General features: G+C 43.1%; 17 protein-coding genes and 1 pseudogene. 11 read left to right on the top strand and 7 right to left on the bottom strand.

Annotation, left to right across the window (positions count from 1 at the left end; genetic code table 11):
• Positions 1–90 precede the first annotated feature (90 nt).
• The 5 genes from Q9L42_RS20765 (at position 91) to Q9L42_RS20785 (ending at position 3,947) form a co-directional block, all read left to right on the top strand.
• A complete protein-coding gene (locus Q9L42_RS20765; RefSeq protein WP_305906279.1) occupies positions 91–351 on the top strand; it encodes a hypothetical protein in 261 nt (86 codons plus the stop codon).
• Positions 352–437: 86 nt separating this feature from the next.
• Positions 438–689 carry a hypothetical protein gene (locus Q9L42_RS20770; RefSeq protein ID WP_305906280.1) on the top strand — a complete coding sequence of 84 codons (252 nt, stop codon included), beginning with the start codon at positions 438–440 and terminating at the stop codon, positions 687–689.
• 44 nt (positions 690–733) lie between these two features.
• Positions 734–1,831, top strand: a complete 1,098-nt coding sequence (locus tag Q9L42_RS20775) for a phosphoadenosine phosphosulfate reductase family protein (RefSeq protein WP_349432823.1) — start codon at positions 734–736, stop codon at positions 1,829–1,831.
• An 81-nt stretch (positions 1,832–1,912) separates the two neighbouring features.
• Positions 1,913–3,724, top strand: a complete 1,812-nt coding sequence (gene topA / locus Q9L42_RS20780) for a type I DNA topoisomerase (RefSeq protein WP_349432824.1) — start codon at positions 1,913–1,915, stop codon at positions 3,722–3,724.
• Positions 3,725–3,749: 25 nt separating this feature from the next.
• On the top strand, positions 3,750–3,947 hold the full coding sequence (locus Q9L42_RS20785; protein WP_349432826.1) for a hypothetical protein: 198 nt from the start codon (positions 3,750–3,752) through the stop codon (positions 3,945–3,947).
• A gap of 51 nt (positions 3,948–3,998) precedes the next feature.
• On the opposite strand, the gene Q9L42_RS20790 is transcribed toward Q9L42_RS20785, so the two are convergent.
• The 5 genes and pseudogenes from Q9L42_RS20790 to rnhA all read right to left on the bottom strand — a co-directional run.
• The gene (locus Q9L42_RS20790; protein WP_305906286.1) at positions 3,999–4,334 is read right to left on the bottom strand and encodes a hypothetical protein; all 336 of its coding nucleotides are present in this window, start codon (positions 4,332–4,334) and stop codon (positions 3,999–4,001) included.
• A 43-nt stretch (positions 4,335–4,377) separates the two neighbouring features.
• Positions 4,378–4,800, bottom strand: coding sequence for a hypothetical protein (locus tag Q9L42_RS20795; RefSeq protein WP_305906287.1), 423 nt, complete (start codon positions 4,798–4,800; stop codon positions 4,378–4,380).
• Entirely contained in the window at positions 4,781–5,386 is a 606-nt protein-coding gene (locus Q9L42_RS20800; RefSeq protein ID WP_305906288.1) for a DUF6036 family nucleotidyltransferase, read from the bottom strand. The genes Q9L42_RS20795 and Q9L42_RS20800 overlap by 20 nt, the downstream gene beginning before the upstream one ends.
• Before the next feature lie 155 nt (positions 5,387–5,541).
• Positions 5,542–6,057, bottom strand: coding sequence for a hypothetical protein (locus tag Q9L42_RS20805; RefSeq protein WP_305906289.1), 516 nt, complete (start codon positions 6,055–6,057; stop codon positions 5,542–5,544).
• A 219-nt stretch (positions 6,058–6,276) separates the two neighbouring features.
• Positions 6,277–6,705, bottom strand: a pseudogene (gene rnhA, locus Q9L42_RS20810) (ribonuclease HI); the annotation flags it as partial.
• Between the two features lie 184 nt (positions 6,706–6,889).
• Here rnhA and Q9L42_RS20815 point away from each other — a divergent pair.
• On the top strand, positions 6,890–8,212 hold the full coding sequence (locus Q9L42_RS20815; RefSeq protein WP_305906290.1) for an ATP-binding protein: 1,323 nt from the start codon (positions 6,890–6,892) through the stop codon (positions 8,210–8,212).
• A 356-nt stretch (positions 8,213–8,568) separates the two neighbouring features.
• On the opposite strand, the gene Q9L42_RS20820 is transcribed toward Q9L42_RS20815, so the two are convergent.
• Positions 8,569–9,270 carry a hypothetical protein gene (locus tag Q9L42_RS20820; RefSeq protein WP_305906291.1) on the bottom strand — a complete coding sequence of 234 codons (702 nt, stop codon included), beginning with the start codon at positions 9,268–9,270 and terminating at the stop codon, positions 8,569–8,571.
• Between the two features lie 170 nt (positions 9,271–9,440).
• Here Q9L42_RS20820 and Q9L42_RS20825 point away from each other — a divergent pair, with 170 nt between their 5' ends.
• From Q9L42_RS20825 to Q9L42_RS20845, 5 genes are all read left to right on the top strand, one after another.
• Positions 9,441–9,632, top strand: a complete 192-nt coding sequence (locus Q9L42_RS20825; protein ID WP_305906292.1) for a hypothetical protein — start codon at positions 9,441–9,443, stop codon at positions 9,630–9,632.
• A gap of 94 nt (positions 9,633–9,726) precedes the next feature.
• Positions 9,727–11,748 carry a UvrD-helicase domain-containing protein gene (locus Q9L42_RS20830; protein ID WP_305906293.1) on the top strand — a complete coding sequence of 674 codons (2,022 nt, stop codon included), beginning with the start codon at positions 9,727–9,729 and terminating at the stop codon, positions 11,746–11,748.
• 151 nt (positions 11,749–11,899) lie between these two features.
• On the top strand, positions 11,900–13,045 hold the full coding sequence (locus Q9L42_RS20835) for an RNA-guided endonuclease InsQ/TnpB family protein (RefSeq protein ID WP_349432872.1): 1,146 nt from the start codon (positions 11,900–11,902) through the stop codon (positions 13,043–13,045).
• A 95-nt stretch (positions 13,046–13,140) separates the two neighbouring features.
• Positions 13,141–13,671, top strand: a complete 531-nt coding sequence (locus tag Q9L42_RS20840) for a hypothetical protein (protein ID WP_349432828.1) — start codon at positions 13,141–13,143, stop codon at positions 13,669–13,671.
• Positions 13,672–13,995: 324 nt separating this feature from the next.
• Positions 13,996–14,604 (top strand): hypothetical protein, encoded by a 609-nt coding sequence (locus Q9L42_RS20845; protein WP_305906296.1) that lies wholly within the window; start codon positions 13,996–13,998, stop codon positions 14,602–14,604.
• A gap of 79 nt (positions 14,605–14,683) precedes the next feature.
• On the opposite strand, the gene dnaG is transcribed toward Q9L42_RS20845, so the two are convergent.
• On the bottom strand, positions 14,684–16,423 hold the full coding sequence (gene dnaG, locus Q9L42_RS20850) for a DNA primase (protein WP_349432829.1): 1,740 nt from the start codon (positions 16,421–16,423) through the stop codon (positions 14,684–14,686).
• Between the last annotated feature and the right edge of the window lies 1 nt (position 16,424).

Genomic DNA, 16,424 nt, shown 5'->3' on the forward strand with positions numbered 1-16,424 from the left:
TCCTGAGTGTCACTGAACACACGGGAATCCTCGTCTCTTTAGGGCGGGGAGGATGTCAATAAATCAAATCATTCTACAGGTAATCTTTATATGTTTCATCATCAAGTTAGGACCCCGGAACATGCGTTGCTTTATTTGGTTGACTGCACTCTGGCCACAGTTTCTTCAATGGCTATGCTTAAGAGCCGGAAGAAAAATGAATTCAATCGTCAAATAGGAATAGCTCAAAAAGGAATTAACTGGATTCAAGATATGAAGATAGATCCGTTTCAGACTCGCGCTGAGGACGTTATTAATCAGTTTGACAGTTCGGTCGAAAAGTGGTCTGCACAATACCTACCAAAAAACTAATATATCCGGAGTAAGTATCATTTAATCCATAAAAAATAAAGTCATTTACTGCCTATTACGATCGTTTAAATTTTTCAAGGTTCTCCATGCGCGACTACGGCTATTACATCAACTTAGATGAACGCGGCGAATTCTTTGCCGATGTTCGGGATGCAAATGAACAAACCATTTTTGAAATACATGGTTTTGATGTCTTCGAGGATGGATTTATGAAGGACAAAAATGATATTGCAGGCCTGCAAAAAATGCTCATTGATCAACAAGTGATTAAGCCAAGCGATGAAATCCTGCCCATGGTCGAGTTTGAAGAGCGATTAACAAGCTGCCCTATTCCTTAAGCGTTTTTCTTATTTTCACCCTTGGACGAATCCCAGCTATCACAATGAGTCTGCACAGTTACGACGACACCGTAGTGATTCCTGCTTTAAAAAGACAGGTTTCAGTTTGCCATAATCAGAGCGAAGTAGCGCCCGACACTTTTTTCTTTGCAGAAAACATCGACCTCGATCTATACGAGCATATTATTGTCTGTATGTCCGGCGGAAAAGATTCAATCGCCAGTTTACTTCATATCCAGGAAATGGGTGTCGATATGAGCAAAGTGGAGCTTTGGCATCACGATGTCGATGGCCGGGAAGGCAGTCAACTCATGGACTGGATTTTTATGGCTGACTATAACCGTAAGCTGTCTGATGCTTTTAATGTTCCCCTTTATTTCAGCTGGCTTGATGGCGGATTTGAAGGCGAAATGCTCAAGGAAAAAAGTTATAGTCGCCCCCACCAAATTGAGACGCCGGAAGGACAGATAACCCTGGCGCGCAATACGAAACGCGGCAAGCCGGGCACCCGGTTAATGTTTCCTCAACAGGGCGCCAGCTTAGCTTCGCGTTGGTGCAGTTCCGCCCTGAAAATCGATGTAGGCCGCAGGTCTTTAAACAATCAACATCGATTTGAAGGCAAAAAGGTATTGTTTATCACCGGCGAACGCCGAGAAGAAAGCGCTAATAGAGCAAAGTATAATCAACTAGAGCGCCATGCCTGCGATCGTCGCCGCGGCCGCAAAGGCCGTCATGTTGATGCCTGGCGCCCAGTGCTGAATTGGAGTGAAGAGCAAATTTGGGATATTTTGCGTCGGCACCGGGTTGTTGCGCCTATCCCATACAGACTGGGTTGGGCGCGTTCTTCCTGTATGACTTGTATTTTTAATGGAGCAAGAATATGGGCCACTATAGTCAAATATTTTCCAGAAAGAGCGCGAAAAATTGCTGAATATGAAGAGTTGTTCGGCAAAACAATTAGCCGCAATAAAGTCAACGTTCTTGAATTGGCCTCAAAAGCTCATCCTTTTGAGATTGAGGATTTAGTAGCGCTCGAACAATCTCTATCGGACACTTACTCTCTACCCATTTTTCTTAAGTCAGGCGAGCGATGGATAATGCCGCCGGGCGCTTTTAGTAAAGAAGGTTGCGGATCCTTATAAGTCAACACAGCAAATTATATAATAATATGATACCATATTTATTATTTGTATTTTTCCATTACTTCTATAATAAAAAAGCCCATGAATCTATTGATTGTTGAGTCTCCAACCAAAGCCAAGCACATCAGTCACCTTTTAGGAAATGACTGGGTGGTGAGGGCAAGCATGGGGCATATTCGCGACCTACCGGTTAATGGTGAAGCAGCCTATGTCCGCCCACCTCAATTTAAGATGAACTATGTGGTCATGAACGGAAAAGAAGATACGGTGAAAGCCTTAAAATCTTATGCCAAAAAAGCAGACGCCGTTTATCTCGCCACCGACCCGGATAGGGAAGGAGAATCAATCGCATGGCATCTGTGCCGAGTATTAGGGATCAAGGTTTCTGATTCTCAACGTGTTACTTATCAAGAGGTCACTGAAGCAGCAATTCGCAAAGCCATAGCTTCGCCTACCCAAGTTAATATGCACTTGGTTGCCGCCCAGGAAAGTCGACGCGGCCTTGATCGTATGGTGGGCTGGGAAGTTTCGGGACCTCTATCCCGGTCACTTGACACCAAGGCATCTGCCGGCCGCGTCCAGTCCCCGGCTTTACGATTAATTGTCGAACGCGAACGAAAGATAAGAAATTTTAAGCCGACCGATTACTATCAAGTGTTGGCCCATATGCCTGATGACTGGCGCGCCACCTGGCAAGACGGCACGAAAGAAGGCGAATATTTTCAAGATAAAGCCTTTGCCGACGCTCTGGCAGCCGCCCTACCCGGGATGACACTTAATGTCGTTAACGCGGGTTCAAAACCGGTTAAGCGGTCACCTCCTCCCCCGTTTACAACATCTGCATTACAACAAGACGGAAGCCGTGCCCTCAAGATTGGTACGGAAGATGTTATGCGAGCCGCCCAAGCCCTTTTTGAGGCTGGCGCCATTACTTACCATCGAACAGACTCCCCAAATCTTTCCGAAGAAGGTGAAAGCTCGTTAAGAGCGGAAGCCGAACAACAGGGATATCCATTATCTGAGAAACCTCGACGCTGGAAAGCAAAAGGAGATGCACAAGAGGCTCATGAAGCCATCAGGCCAACCGACCCGTCTATGGTCCAGGCCGGTAATAATGACATTCAACGGGCCTTATACTCATTAATCCGGAATCGTGCTATAGCCAGCCAATTGGCCGACGCGATATATCAGCAAACTAGTGCAACCTTGGACGGCGGTGAATTCCAAGGTCGTCAAGCAATATTTAAAGCTTCTGGCCGAACATTGGTGTCTCCAGGCTGGCTTACCCTTTACCAAGAAAGCAAAGATGAACATGATGAAACGGAGTCGAGTAACCCGGTACCACTTCTTGAAAAGGGTGCTTCAGTAAGCGCTGATCGTGGTGAATCCCGTGCACTTCAAACTAAACCCCCCGGCCGCTATACCGAAGCAACGTTAGTCGCCGACTTAGAACGCCACGGCGTCGGTCGACCATCAACCTACGCATCGATCATTAAAGTTCTGTTTTTTCGCAAATACATTGAAAAGAAAAAGCAAAACTTATTACCCACATCCCTGGGGGAGCGCGTAATCGACGCGCTTGATCCATTTGCCTTTTCAGGCCTTGAATACACGAGAGGTATCGAGGAAACCTTGGATCAAATTGCACAAGGCAAAATGCAATCTCGGGTCCTGCTGGATCGAGCGTATGCCGACCTTAAAGAGACACTTAAAACAATGCCTGGCGGACAGGAAGCCCCCAGGACACCCTGCCCTGTTTCTGAATGCGACGGACATGTGCGGCGCTTAGAAAGCAGAAAGAAAAAAGGAGTCTTTTTCTGGGCCTGCTCAAACCGGGATCACGCCTTGTTATCCGATAATAATGGAAAACCAGGCGAGCCCTTCGGAAATTGATTGCTCGTTAGGTTAAGGGCATACCGTGAATAAAATCGTGTTACATAATTTCGCGATCGAAGTGCGCGAAGAAAGCGGCAGATTGATCGCCATTATGCCTTCACTAAATCAGGCCAGACGCGTAGCCAATTACGCGTCGTCACCACATGGAGGATATAACAACGTATTTATGCGTCCATCTTGCCGAAATGCAACGCATCAGCGTTTTGAGGAGTGGATGTAAAAAATTATTTGAAAACTGGCTTTAATTTATTTCGATTAGCGATTCTTTGAATCAACAGAACCTAATAGCATTTTTCTCCCTGTCATATTTTGACCGTATATAATCCGACGCATCATAAAGACCTAGACGGTTAGCAATCGCACGAATAACAAGGGCCTCATTTCCAACCAACCTTTCGAAGTCCATCTTTGGTATCTGATTGATTGAGTCTGCGAGCGGGCTATTATCATCACAATCTTGAAAATCTATCCTCTCGAATATCGAGCTAAGCGTAGCTTCATCGAACCCCAGGCGCTCAAGTACCTTTTTCAAATCAAAAAGCTGATCCATGAGACTGTCTTGTCTTTGCCGCATTAATGGCAAAAATGCTAAAAAATTTTCTGACATATCTGGTTTATCCTAATTGCTGCTTTAACTGGTATTGCTCGTGTTAAGCGGTTCCCTGATCAATCAATTGTTTGATTTTGCTTCGTTCTAAGCCTTTCACCAATCCTAATTTTATAGCGGTTGCGTCATTGGTTGGGTGTGTTATGCCTATTGAATCAGCGTGAAAAAATGCCAAATTGTCTGCTTCTTCAGCTCGAATGTTTTGATGCTTATTCAGCCAGGCAGTCCAAATGCTCTGATAAGCGCAAGGCATTCTTTGAAGGAGAATCTTAATGAGATATAGAGCCCTAACCAGATAGGGTTTTTCGAAGCGATCAAGCTCCTCGACAAAATTCTCATAATAGTTCTCTGGCGGGGTGTGCAACAGAAAATGAATGCAATACCCTAGATCAGGGTACATATCCCTTGATCGAGCAAAGCATTCGTTATGACATACTTTGTAGAATTTATCTTGGAATTGAGTCATTGCCTTCGTCAAGATCTTCTTGGATTTCTCCAACACGCTTTACAGCATCCTGGATATTCATTAAAACCATATTGGTTGCCCCTATATAGCCAGTTAATGCGTGTTCTGCCCTTTGCTTCAATTCTTCCGCGGTAAATAGTTTCTCCTTGGCCAGAGCTTCAATGTCCGCTTTATCATTGTCTGAGTAGCGAGATAATTTACTAACAGCTAAGTCAACGGGGCTTAAAACATAAATTTTAAGCTTTTTGTTTTCGCCTGGGGAGTACACATAAACAGCGTCTTGAATGTAGTCCTCATGGATCAAGCCAAGAACTGGCGTATAATTTACATCGAAAACCAGTTCTTTTTCTTGTTGATCCTGCTCATCCTGGTAGATAACAACCAAGTCTTGCGGCAAAATGATTCGGTGGGTAAATTCAGCGTCAAGATCATGCGAAGTCCTAGCGCCGGTGTAAAAATGTACGGCGGCACCGCCTGCGACAATCGCATGAACAGATTTGTTAAATTCATCAGGAATCATTTCTGATATCCGGGTGAATATTTCTTGAATTGCCTTGGCAAAACTGGTTTCTGTATGTAATTTCATGAAAACAAATTCAACTAAAATCCATCAAATATTTTAAAAGAATCATAATCTAGTTGTACAAACATATAGCTGTATCGGTTTCTAGATTATCATCGCGCCAATCAATGATTTCCAGTATCGCATCATCAATCACAATTGATCATAATGAATTTCCTTCAAGAATGACACGCCAAACAATCTTCGCTTTGAACTCGTTCTTCTAAAGATTTTTTTGCGACACTCAAACATTCATTGAGATCACGGCTCACAATGGCTACACATTCATCGAAATCGATTTTTTTATAAAAATCCAGTCGATCGCGGAATTCGGCCGGCTCTTTATCAATATAGCTTTCCATTTTGCAGATCAAACCTTCAGTCACGATCGGAGATACATCTTCAATCCAGGACTCAGCATCATGATCAACAGGATTGTTTGCTTTAGTAAAATGACTCTGTATCAGGTCAACGAAGCAGCAGCTAAAAACTTCCATTTCCGCTTGTTCGATATCCTCGAGGCCACTCAGAAACTCATTTTGATTGATTAAATGGCCGACCCTGTTTTGAATGAGGTGTGATTCCCATCGAGAAAAGGCGGAAAAAACCTCGATGATTTTTTCAGGATCAGCATCTTTTAACTTAAACCCTTCACGCATTTCTGAAAATACATTTAATGCTTGATTGTAGTTCATTAGATTCTCCAATTTTTCGAAATTTTAGGCTAGCTTACAAAGAGAACCGTCCTCGTAAACAATGACGCCTACGCTATTCATTGCAGTTATAGAATGAGCGCCATGCTCTTCAAGACCGGTAATGTGCCTCAATAAGCTTTGAGTATTGCCATGAATGACTTCAGACTGCTGAAGCCTATCGGTGCCAACATATAAAACCTCATAGCTTTCAGGGTTGCCGATTGAGTTAAGCCCCCTATTGGCCAGCATGTCTGCCCGTTCATTACCGGGATGACCAGAATGGCCTTTGACCCAGCGCCAGTCGGCCTTATGAGGCTGCAGCAACTCGTTAAGCTTTCGCCAAAGATCCGCGTTTTTAACAGGCTTATTGGAAGCGGTTCGCCAACCATTACGCTTCCAGCAAGGCATCCATTCAGTAATGCCCTGGAGCACATACTTGGAATCAGTATAGATCTGAATCGTACAGGGTCTTTTTAATGCCTCAAGGCCTTTGATGACAGCAGTAATCTCCATACGATTATTGGTTGTTCCGTCTTCTCCGCCACAAATATCTTTGACAAAATCACGGCAATGAATCGATGCTCCCCAACCACCTGGGCCAGGGTTGCCTTTGCATGCGCCGTCTGTGTAAATAGTTAAAGTATGCATGATGGGTGCCTATAATTAGTTTATATAGTTTACAACATTTATGAAGAAGTTAGCAGTAGGTTAGCCTCTTTTTCGAAATAAACTTCTGCATCCGACTGACGTAACGTCCTTAATAATATTTAACTTAAATATGATACCAAATAATGATAGAATATAATTTTAATAATATTTAAGTGTGATTTCTATGGAACTACAGCTAGGCATTGATGATTATGCTTTTCGCCAGAAAGGGGTTTCTGAACCCATCGTTTGGAATAGTGCTGAGGTGGTCAACGGTCACATTCTATTAGTGGGCAAATCCGGTACCGGTAAAACATATACTTTGCGTAAGCTGATACACAGCGGATTAAAAACCGGAGGGGGAAGAGTCAGATTCCATATTATGGATGTGCATGGTGATATTGAAGTGGCCGGCGCCTCTTCGGTAATTTTTTCTGAAGGGACCGACTATGGATTAAATCCATTAAAGATCAATCCAGATCGTAACTTTGGAGGGATTCGAAAGCGCGTACAAAGCTTTTTGTCCACACTGAATCGAACGCAATCCAGGGCGCTTGGGCCAAAGCAAGAAGCGGTGTTACGCAACATTATTCTTGATTTGTATGCGGCCAATGGTTTTTATCCAGACAAGCCAGAAAGTTGGCACCTTGACGACGGAATAAATCGCCGATACCCCAAAAAATTCCCTAACATTGAAGATGCTTATCGATTTTCGTATGCCAAATTAAAGCAAATGTATATTGGTGCCGACACAAAAACGGTAAAGCATTTGGAGGACGTCAACCGAAAGACCTCATTGCTACAACGAAAACTGAAAAAATCCCACAACAGTCTTGATGCTGACGCGGATAAATTGGAACAGGAAATCAAAAACGCCTCTGAAGCAGCAATCGAATCCTTTGGTGATTACATAACTCATATCCAAACCGGTCAAGAGTTAGACAGCCTGATCAAATACGATTCCCTTGACGTCTTAAAATCGACTGTTGATCGACTAGAAAATATGAAGGCGACCGGTATCTTCAAAAACCGGCTTCCTCCTTTTGAGAATCACAATCCTATTTGGCGCTACGACTTATGCGCACTAAGCGAAGAAGAAAAGAGAATGTTTGTTGAATTCTCCTTACAAGAGCTATTTGCCCAGGCAATTCAACGAGGACCCGTTGACGATATTCACGATGTCATCATCCTCGATGAGGCTCATCTGTTTTTTAAGGATGATGAGAACAACATCCTGAACACCCTAGCCAAAGAAGCGAGAAAGTTTGGAGTTGCTTTGGTCTGCGCCTCTCAGTCCCCGACCCACTTTTCCGATGACTTTATCGCAAACGTAGCGACTAAAATCATCCTGGGGATTGATCAGATGTTTTGGGACAGCTCGGCCAGGAAGATGCGTATCGATGTCAAGATGCTTAATTACATCGTGCCCCAAAAAACTATTGCAGCTCAAATTAACAACAAGAGCAGTAATAAAGTGGCTTTCAAGCAAATTTATGTAGCTGAATAGGAGGTCTTGTGCATTTTAAATTTGGTGACACTATCGAATACATGGGCATGTTTGCCACAGCTTTGCCTGAGGATGGCGGCCGCCCGCAAAAATGAAAAAAGTTTGTAAAAAAACGACAATTTTAAATGTGAAGGCCATAGTCATTGGAGGTCAGTGCGCCCCAACCCGGGGTCCGTCAACAGCCAGCACAATAACCTCGCAATATCACCGGCCGGCCGCAAACCCCAGTCTGTTTTTCCAGCAGCTTGATCTGATTTCGACCCGCCAAAACACTCACTAACCAAGAAGACCGGCATTCACCGGTCTTCTTGGTTAATTACCGACCTAAAGATTGTTTGTTTCGACAACAAGAGAGGTCATGGCCTCAGCGCCTCACTTTCTTCATCGAGGTCGCCCATAACAACATCGGCAAAATTCACATGCGCCACATCCAGTGGATTCTCCGCTTCTTTCCCAAGAGGATAAATACCGACTGTTACAGATTCATCAGTTGGCCGAACATATAACGAAACATTGTTAACCGAAATCCAGGCGGATTCCGCAGCCGGACTGAAGATATAATCATTACCGTCCGGATCGTCCAACTCTTTGAGTAAAGCCGACCCTCCTTCGGCTTCCGCTCGCAATTGAGCAAAAATATCGTCAGTTCCTTTGCTTAACACCTTGTCTTTGGTTATTAGTAAAGCAAAGCCACCAACCTCACCGATTTCGAGATCGTCATGCGTAAAGGCGCCCGCAATTTCAATCGCGTCCAGATTTTGGCTTCGGCGAATTATGTTTTGGAAAATCGTCTGATAATTTTGGCTGGCCAGCTTCCCTTCAGAATCGAAGTAAATGCTATTTTCAGAACGCAAAGAACCTTTTTTGACATCAATCGGCTCAAGCGAGTAATCCGAAACCTCTTCGCAAAGATAATCTGTCGCATAGAAGAACAATAGGCCATCATCTTCCAATTTATAGTCAAACCCATGATCTACAAGCATAAGCATTTCCAGATCGCTGACAGCTTGTCTTGGGATCAGTGTATTGACGGTAACATCAGTATGGTTTTCAGGCATAATTATTTCCAATTTTATAAGTTGTTAGTTGCTCATGATATTTTTTTTACAAATGATACAACATCATTTAATGAATAAAAATCAACTAACCTCATCCTTAATTAAAAGTTGCAATTTGACATCCTTCTAGCCACAATTAGACCCGATTATCACTAACCTTAATACGTATTATGGAACAAGAACAACATACCGCCATTAACTGGCTTGATCGCGATGATATTGTCGACATTCTCGAAAGCCATGGCTTTGCTTGCTACGACAAAGAATCAACTGACGAGTTGAGAGAAGCATTGCGAGCCAATATTGAGGATGGCACGATCGATGCCGCATGCCTAGAAAACAGCAACGGCATGCGGAAATAATTATTTATATACAATATAATACCCAATATTTATTGATAGAAAAAAAGTTCTCTTTTATAATGAACGCATATCCTATTTGCAAAATTAAGCGACTATGCGTTCACTCAACCCACAGCAAAAAGCCGCGGTTAATGCGACTAATACCCCTTTACTAGTCCTCGCCGGTGCAGGTAGTGGCAAAACGAGCGTGATTACCGCGAAAATCGCTCATCTAATTAGACAAGGAATGTCGGCAAGACATATTGCCGCGATAACATTTACCAATAAGGCCGCCCGGGAGATGAAAAGCCGGATTAGTACGGTTGTTGATAGTAAGCAAATTCGTGGATTAACTGTTTCAACATTCCACTCCTTGGGCCTTGAGATACTCAGAAAAGAACATCAAAAACTTGGCTATAAGTCCCGCTTGTCACTGTTTGACGAACAAGATAAAAAGACACTACTCAAGGAATTAATTCGTCATGATTCCACAGGGCTCTTGAATGATGATGATCTTGATCGCTACGTATGGCAAATCAGCCAATGGAAAAATGGCTTTATATTGCCATCATTTGAGCTCTCTCAAGCCACTGACGGAACTGCGCCTGCGGCACAACTTTATCAGCTCTATCAAGATCAGCTAAAAGCTTATAACGCCGTCGATTTCGATGACCTGATTTTATTGCCAGTCCAGTTATTGGAGAAAGATCCCGTAACACTGAATTGGTGGCAACAAAAAATTCGCTACCTGTTAGTGGACGAATACCAGGACACCAATGCCACACAATATCAGTTGGTGAAACTCTTAATCGCAAAATCGCGCCGCTTCACTGCCGTGGGCGACGATGACCAGTCTATTTATGCTTGGCGTGGAGCCAGGCCGGAAAATATTGCCTTGTTGCAACGCGATTTTCCAGACCTTGAAGTGATCAAGCTAGAGCAAAATTATCGCTCTACTCGACGAATTTTACGAGCGGCAAACCATCTGATTGCCAATAATCCACATCCCTTTGAAAAAACTTTGTGGAGCCAAAAGGAGGAAGGTGTTCCATTAAAAATTTTGACGCATAAGAACGAACAAGAAGAGGCTGAAAGAATCGCTTCTGAAATAATCGGGCATAAATTTCGCTCCGGCGGCCGGTATAAGGATTACGCCATTTTGTACCGAGGAAACCATCAATCTCGACTGTTTGAGAAAAGCCTAAGAGAAAATGGCGTTCCTTGTTTTATTAGCGGTGGAACATCATTTTTTTCGCAAACTGAAGTGAAGGATATCTTGTGCTATTTGAGGGTATTGGTTAATCCGGAAGATGACGCGGCCTTTTTACGAGTCATCAACGTACCTCGACGAGAGATAGGCCCATCGACTCTAGAAAAGCTGGGTAATTATGCCACACAGCGAAAAATTAGTTTATTCTCAGCCTGTTTTGAGTACGGCTTAGGACAAGTGCTTCCAAATAAGGCTCGCGGATCATTAGAGCAATTTTGTCACTTCATTAATGATACATCCGATAGAGCAAAACGAGGTGATACATTTGCTGTTTTAAATCAAATGTTGGACGCCATTCAATACAATGACTGGATTAAGGATAGTCATGATAATGATAAAGTGATTGAGCGAAAACTCGGTAATGTCAAAGAACTCATGGATTGGCTAGAAAGACTGGCTCAATCTGAATCAGAGGACAGCTTATCAATTGATGATAGTCCACTCGAGAAAGCAGTTAGCAAAATTCAATTACTGGATATTCTCGAACGTAATCAAGAAGAAGAGCAAGGGGATCGTGTCACGCTAATGACATATCATTCCGCCAAAGGCTTGGAATTTCCTCATGTCTTTATGGTTGGCACCGAGGAAGGGATTTTGCCACACCAAAACAGCATTGATGAGGAAAATATTGAGGAAGAGCGGCGCCTGGCATATGTAGGCATAACCCGGGCTCAAAAAACCTGTACATTAAGCTATTGCGCACACCGGAAGCGCTATGGAGAAATCCAAGAATGCGAACCCAGTCGTTTTTTGAACGAGCTACCCGAGAGTGATATTGAGTGGAATGCCAAACAAAATAAAGACCCTGCGACACAAAAAAAACATGGGCGAGAAACGCTTGCAGGACTTCGAGCCATGCTTGCGTAATCAATTTTAATATTTATCTCGCGCCACTTTGAAATTTGATTATTCTTATCAAAAGACAGGGTTAAACTGATCATGAGCAGCATAATCAAACTAAACAAAAGGGGTTGCTATTAACAGTTTTATTATTTTCTATTAAACTCATAATATGACAGTGAAACGCGCGTATAAATATCGATTTTACCCTGATGCTGAACAAGAAGTTTTGTTGACTAAAACGTTTGGTTGCGTGCGCTTTGTCTATAATGCCATCCTTCGGTACCGAATGGATGTTTACCAGCAAGACCAGGTTAAAATCAATTATTCTGGCGCCAGTGCAAAATTAACCGAACTGAAAGTGACGCCGGACCTGTCGTTTCTCAAAGAAGTCTCCAGCGTACCGTTGCAACAATGTCTTCGACATCAGCAAAGGGCGTTTACGAATTTTTTCGAAGGCCGAGCAAAATACCCGGTGTTTAAATCGAGAAAACACAAGCAATCTGCAGAATTTACTTATCGAGCATTTACTTACAAGAACGGCCAGCTGACTTTGGCCAAATGCAAGAGCCCGTTGGACATCCGCTGGAGTCGGAAGCTGCCTTGCGCGCCATCAACCATTACCGTGTCCAAGGATCGGGCTGGCCGCTATTTCGTTTCCTGCCTGTGTGAATTCGAACCGTTGTTACTGCCGGTAACCGATAAGAAAGTTGGCATCGATGTCGGCATTAAAGACCTGTTTGTGTCCTCGGACGAATTTCGATCCGGGAATCCTCGCCATACCGCGAAATACGAAGTGAAACTGGCAATCCTTCAGCGTCGCTTAGCGAAAAAGACGTTAGGCGGCCGAAACCGGGCAAAAGCAAAGCGCAAGGTCGCCCGCCTTCATGCAAAGATCGCCGATTGTAGACAGGATCATTTGCACAAGCTGTCACGCAAACTCATTAACGAGAACCAAGTGGTTTGCGCGGAAAACCTTGCAGTAAAAAACCTGATCAAACATCCCTCGCTCGCCAAATCGATTGCCGACGCCAGCTGGGGCGAACTGACGCGCCAGATCGAATATAAAGCGAATTGGGCTGGCAGAGTCTATGTTGAAATTGATCGGTTTTTTCCGTCCACCAAACGCTGTCATTGCTGCGGTTTAGTTACCCAATCCATGCCGCTGAACGTCCGGTCCTGGGAGTGCCCGCAATGCGGGACGAATCACGATCGCGACCTGAATGCAGCGAAAAACGTTTTAGCCGCCGGGCTGGCGGTGTTAGCCTTTGGAGAGAATGTAAGTGATGGCGATATTCCGATATCACCATCCGATTCTCGATGAATTAGGAATCCCCTTCCTTTAGGTGGGGGAGGAAGTCAAATTTAAATAAAAAATATTGTATCTTAAAAATACTTTATAAATATTGGGCTGTAAATATGTCTTCACAGAATGAACAGAGCCAAATCAAAATGTTTGGCGAAACGATAGAATCAATGCTTGAAGCAATACCGGATTTTTATAAAAACAAACCGGAAATGTTAATTATGTATGCGATGAGCATCCTTTCAGATGCCCAAGAGCTGGCGGTCCGTGATTCACATGAACTTGCAAGATGCTGCATTAATAAAGCTAAGTACTTCATGTCAGAATCGATGAATCTCATTCAAGAAAGCGAATTACGGCGGCGCCCGCAAAGCAATGATGAGCTCCATTTGGGTATTGCAGATATTGTGGTAACCGGTGAATCAGGTGCTAACCCGGCATCTATATCCTCTGCCCTGCTGGATGATGAGAGTGACCCCTCAAAAATGGCCGGGGTCAATGCGATTGAGACTATGATATTGGGCCACTATTCCGCCGGAGTAAACGTCATGAACACACAGTACCTGGCCGGCCTAAAGTCCGTGCTGGAAAGGATCGATAAGCAAGATCCCGAGGAAAGCGCGTTAGATTCACCAGGTCTATAGGGTGTCGTTATGGGGTTGGGCGCATCTGAACTAACTGGGTTTTCGCGACTAGGGGATTTGTTTGTCGACAACATCCCCCCCTATAAATTTAACATCAATCAATCAGATGCAAGCCCTGCTCGAATTAAGAATTCGAGAGGAGAGTCGGTCGCCTAGATATACAAAAACTAAGACTCATGCTGACGATTGCTTGTGTGGCTATTGTCAAAACAACCAATAACATAATCCAAATTTATGTAGGGTAAGTGCAATTTATTTGAAATAAAAAAAACAAATAAATATATTTGGTAGCATATAGTTTTTAATAAATTATTTTTTATTATTATGATTTCATATGCCAAGCTAAAATCTTCCTTGCACAATTCCACGATTCAGGGAATGCTTCAACTGGTTGATGAAAGCCAATTTGATCAAAGAATCTTGTCACTTTTACAGCAACAGGTAGAAGCGTTGTTTGAAGTGCCTGTAACGATAAAATATAGAAACCAGATACTAGGTGAAACAGCCCAGATCGCCGACACTCCCCTTTTAGGTGTTGATGCCATATCTATTAATCTTCATTTAGAAGATGACTTGGCTATTGAAGCAGGTGTTATGCTCAAAAAACACGCTGCAGGAATATATCGGTCGCTATCAAAAAAACACGAGAACAAGATTAATATAGTCCACTCTCATACAGCCGATAGATTAAGAGATATGCCGGTTGTTGCTATAGAGAAACGCACCCTGATCGATGAAAAAAGCGAGCTAGACCTGTCCTTTTTTATTTTTAAAAATGACCAAGAATCTCAGCGCTATTTCTCAAAAGTGCGTGGAGAGATGATGGCGGAGGCAATGAAAAAATATCAAAAACCGCCAGTAGATCCAGATAAAAGAGTTAATTTACCAAAGGTTGAATTCAAAAAAAGCGACCGCCTTGTTTTTCGATTCTGATAACGCCTTGTCACCGCTTCCGACTGACTTGACGTCGACGACCCAGATTTCGGGATACCGTACCTTCATCCTATTTTTGTTATAGCGTACTTGCGTCGGTTATGTATTTTTTTAACTGTACTTTTTCACTATCACTCAATATTTTTTTAGCTAACAAGTTCTCAATAGTCCGCTTTATTTGCTGGGCCTTTAGTGTTTGAAAAGTTTCGGATATATCAAGTCGAAAACTCTCGATATCGTCGTGGTCTAGACTTTCATGGATTAATCCAGAAAAATAACTTTTCAGTGGGTGACCCCTAAAATACTCCAGTAACGCCCCTTGAGACCTAATGTCGTGCCTATCGATATAATTCAATAGGCCGACTAACACATCCATTCCCTCAATATCTTTGAGCTCTTCAGGTATCGATATAGATGATAATTTTGCCATATTGGGCTGCGAAATAATCAATGCAAAAAGATAACCTAGCGCCTTAGGCCATTGTTCTTGAGGGCGCGAGGTAGACTCTGTTTCCACCTTTGAAACCCTCTGACTTGTGGCCGCAGTTTCCTGAGGGAGTACCCCAGTCAATTTACTTATTTGTTGCTCCAATAACCTTTTAAACACTGATTGAGGTATAGTACCCAACAAAATTTCGGCCTCTTTCGCTAATTTGGCCTTTTCTTCCAGGACTTCAAGATTTTTCCCTTTTGTAAGCTCCTGAATCAGAAAGGCTGAAAGCGATATCGCCTTGTCGATGTCATTTAAAAATCGCTCACCCCCCTCCTTTCTAATCATAGATTCAGGATCTTCATCCGCGGCAAGAAACATAAACCGGACATGACGGCCGTCACGAATAACGGGCAATGTTATTTCAAGCGCTTTCCTCGCTGCTTTTCGCCCTGCTCTATCACCATCAAAACAAAAGATGATTTCATTGGTGTAGCGAAATAGCAGTTTTAAATGATCCGGAGTAACGGCTGTTCCTAATGTTGCAGCACCGTAATGAATTCCATGTTGCGCTAATGCAATGACGTCCGTATATCCTTCAACCACTATCGCGCGAGCGGGTTTATTTTCATGTTGTAACATTTCATACAAGCCGTACAAATTCTTACCTTTTTGAAATGTCTCTGTATCGGGAGAATTAATGTATTTGGGTTTGGAATCATCGAGTACACGCCCGCCGAATCCAATGACTTGTCCCCGGATATTCCTGATAGGAAACATAATTCTGTTACGAAAGCGATCGTAAGGACGGCTTTGCATCTCTTCGTCTTTTCTAAGTGTTAGCCCGACGTCCAATAAATCTTGTTCTGCAAAATGCTTTTTCAGGAAATTCCACGCTTGAGGCGCATATCCCAGCATAAACTCCTTGGCCACAGCTGTTGCCACCCCCCGGGATTTTAGATAATTAATTGCTATCTGATCCCTCCATAGCTGAGATTCAAATAATTTCGCGGATTCAAGCTGTATCTGCAGGAGATGATTATTACGCTGGTAAAGCTTATCTCTTCCTTCTGTATCGGTACGATTATTAGTTTTAGGGACGTCTAATCCATGTCGGTCTGCTAAATAATGAATTGCCTCAACAAACCGCAGACCATGGTACTCCATGACAAAACCAATAGCATTACTGCTGGCGCCACAACCAAAACAGTGATATACCTGTTTTTGTTTACTAACAGAAAAACTCGGTGTTTTTTCTTCGTGAAATGGGCATTTAGCAACATATTCACGCCCTGCTTTCTTTAAAGGGACATGGTCATTAATCAAATCCACTAAATCAGTTTTAATTAATAAACTGCTGATAAAATCTTTAGGAATATGGTATTGCATC

The organism is Methylomarinum sp. Ch1-1, from assembly GCF_030717995.2.
Lineage (GTDB): Bacteria > Pseudomonadota > Gammaproteobacteria > Methylococcales > Methylomonadaceae > Methylomarinum > Methylomarinum roseum.

What these genes read in the sequence shown, in the direction of transcription:
- Q9L42_RS20765 (WP_305906279.1), top strand. Translation starts at nt 91, where the DNA reads ATGTTTCATCATCAAGTTAGGACCCCGGAACATGCGTTGCTTTATTTG.
- Q9L42_RS20770 (WP_305906280.1), top strand. Translation starts at nt 438, where the DNA reads ATGCGCGACTACGGCTATTACATCAACTTAGATGAACGCGGCGAATTC.
- Q9L42_RS20775 (WP_349432823.1), top strand. Translation starts at nt 734, where the DNA reads ATGAGTCTGCACAGTTACGACGACACCGTAGTGATTCCTGCTTTAAAA.
- topA (WP_349432824.1), top strand. Translation starts at nt 1,913, where the DNA reads ATGAATCTATTGATTGTTGAGTCTCCAACCAAAGCCAAGCACATCAGT.
- Q9L42_RS20790 (WP_305906286.1), bottom strand. Translation starts at nt 4,334, where the DNA reads ATGTCAGAAAATTTTTTAGCATTTTTGCCATTAATGCGGCAAAGACAA.
- Q9L42_RS20795 (WP_305906287.1), bottom strand. Translation starts at nt 4,800, where the DNA reads ATGACTCAATTCCAAGATAAATTCTACAAAGTATGTCATAACGAATGC.
- Q9L42_RS20800 (WP_305906288.1), bottom strand. Translation starts at nt 5,386, where the DNA reads ATGAAATTACATACAGAAACCAGTTTTGCCAAGGCAATTCAAGAAATA.
- Q9L42_RS20805 (WP_305906289.1), bottom strand. Translation starts at nt 6,057, where the DNA reads ATGAACTACAATCAAGCATTAAATGTATTTTCAGAAATGCGTGAAGGG.
- Q9L42_RS20815 (WP_305906290.1), top strand. Translation starts at nt 6,890, where the DNA reads ATGGAACTACAGCTAGGCATTGATGATTATGCTTTTCGCCAGAAAGGG.
- Q9L42_RS20820 (WP_305906291.1), bottom strand. Translation starts at nt 9,270, where the DNA reads ATGCCTGAAAACCATACTGATGTTACCGTCAATACACTGATCCCAAGA.
- Q9L42_RS20825 (WP_305906292.1), top strand. Translation starts at nt 9,441, where the DNA reads ATGGAACAAGAACAACATACCGCCATTAACTGGCTTGATCGCGATGAT.
- Q9L42_RS20830 (WP_305906293.1), top strand. Translation starts at nt 9,727, where the DNA reads ATGCGTTCACTCAACCCACAGCAAAAAGCCGCGGTTAATGCGACTAAT.
- Q9L42_RS20840 (WP_349432828.1), top strand. Translation starts at nt 13,141, where the DNA reads ATGTCTTCACAGAATGAACAGAGCCAAATCAAAATGTTTGGCGAAACG.
- Q9L42_RS20845 (WP_305906296.1), top strand. Translation starts at nt 13,996, where the DNA reads ATGATTTCATATGCCAAGCTAAAATCTTCCTTGCACAATTCCACGATT.
- dnaG (WP_349432829.1), bottom strand. Translation starts at nt 16,423, where the DNA reads ATGCAATACCATATTCCTAAAGATTTTATCAGCAGTTTATTAATTAAA.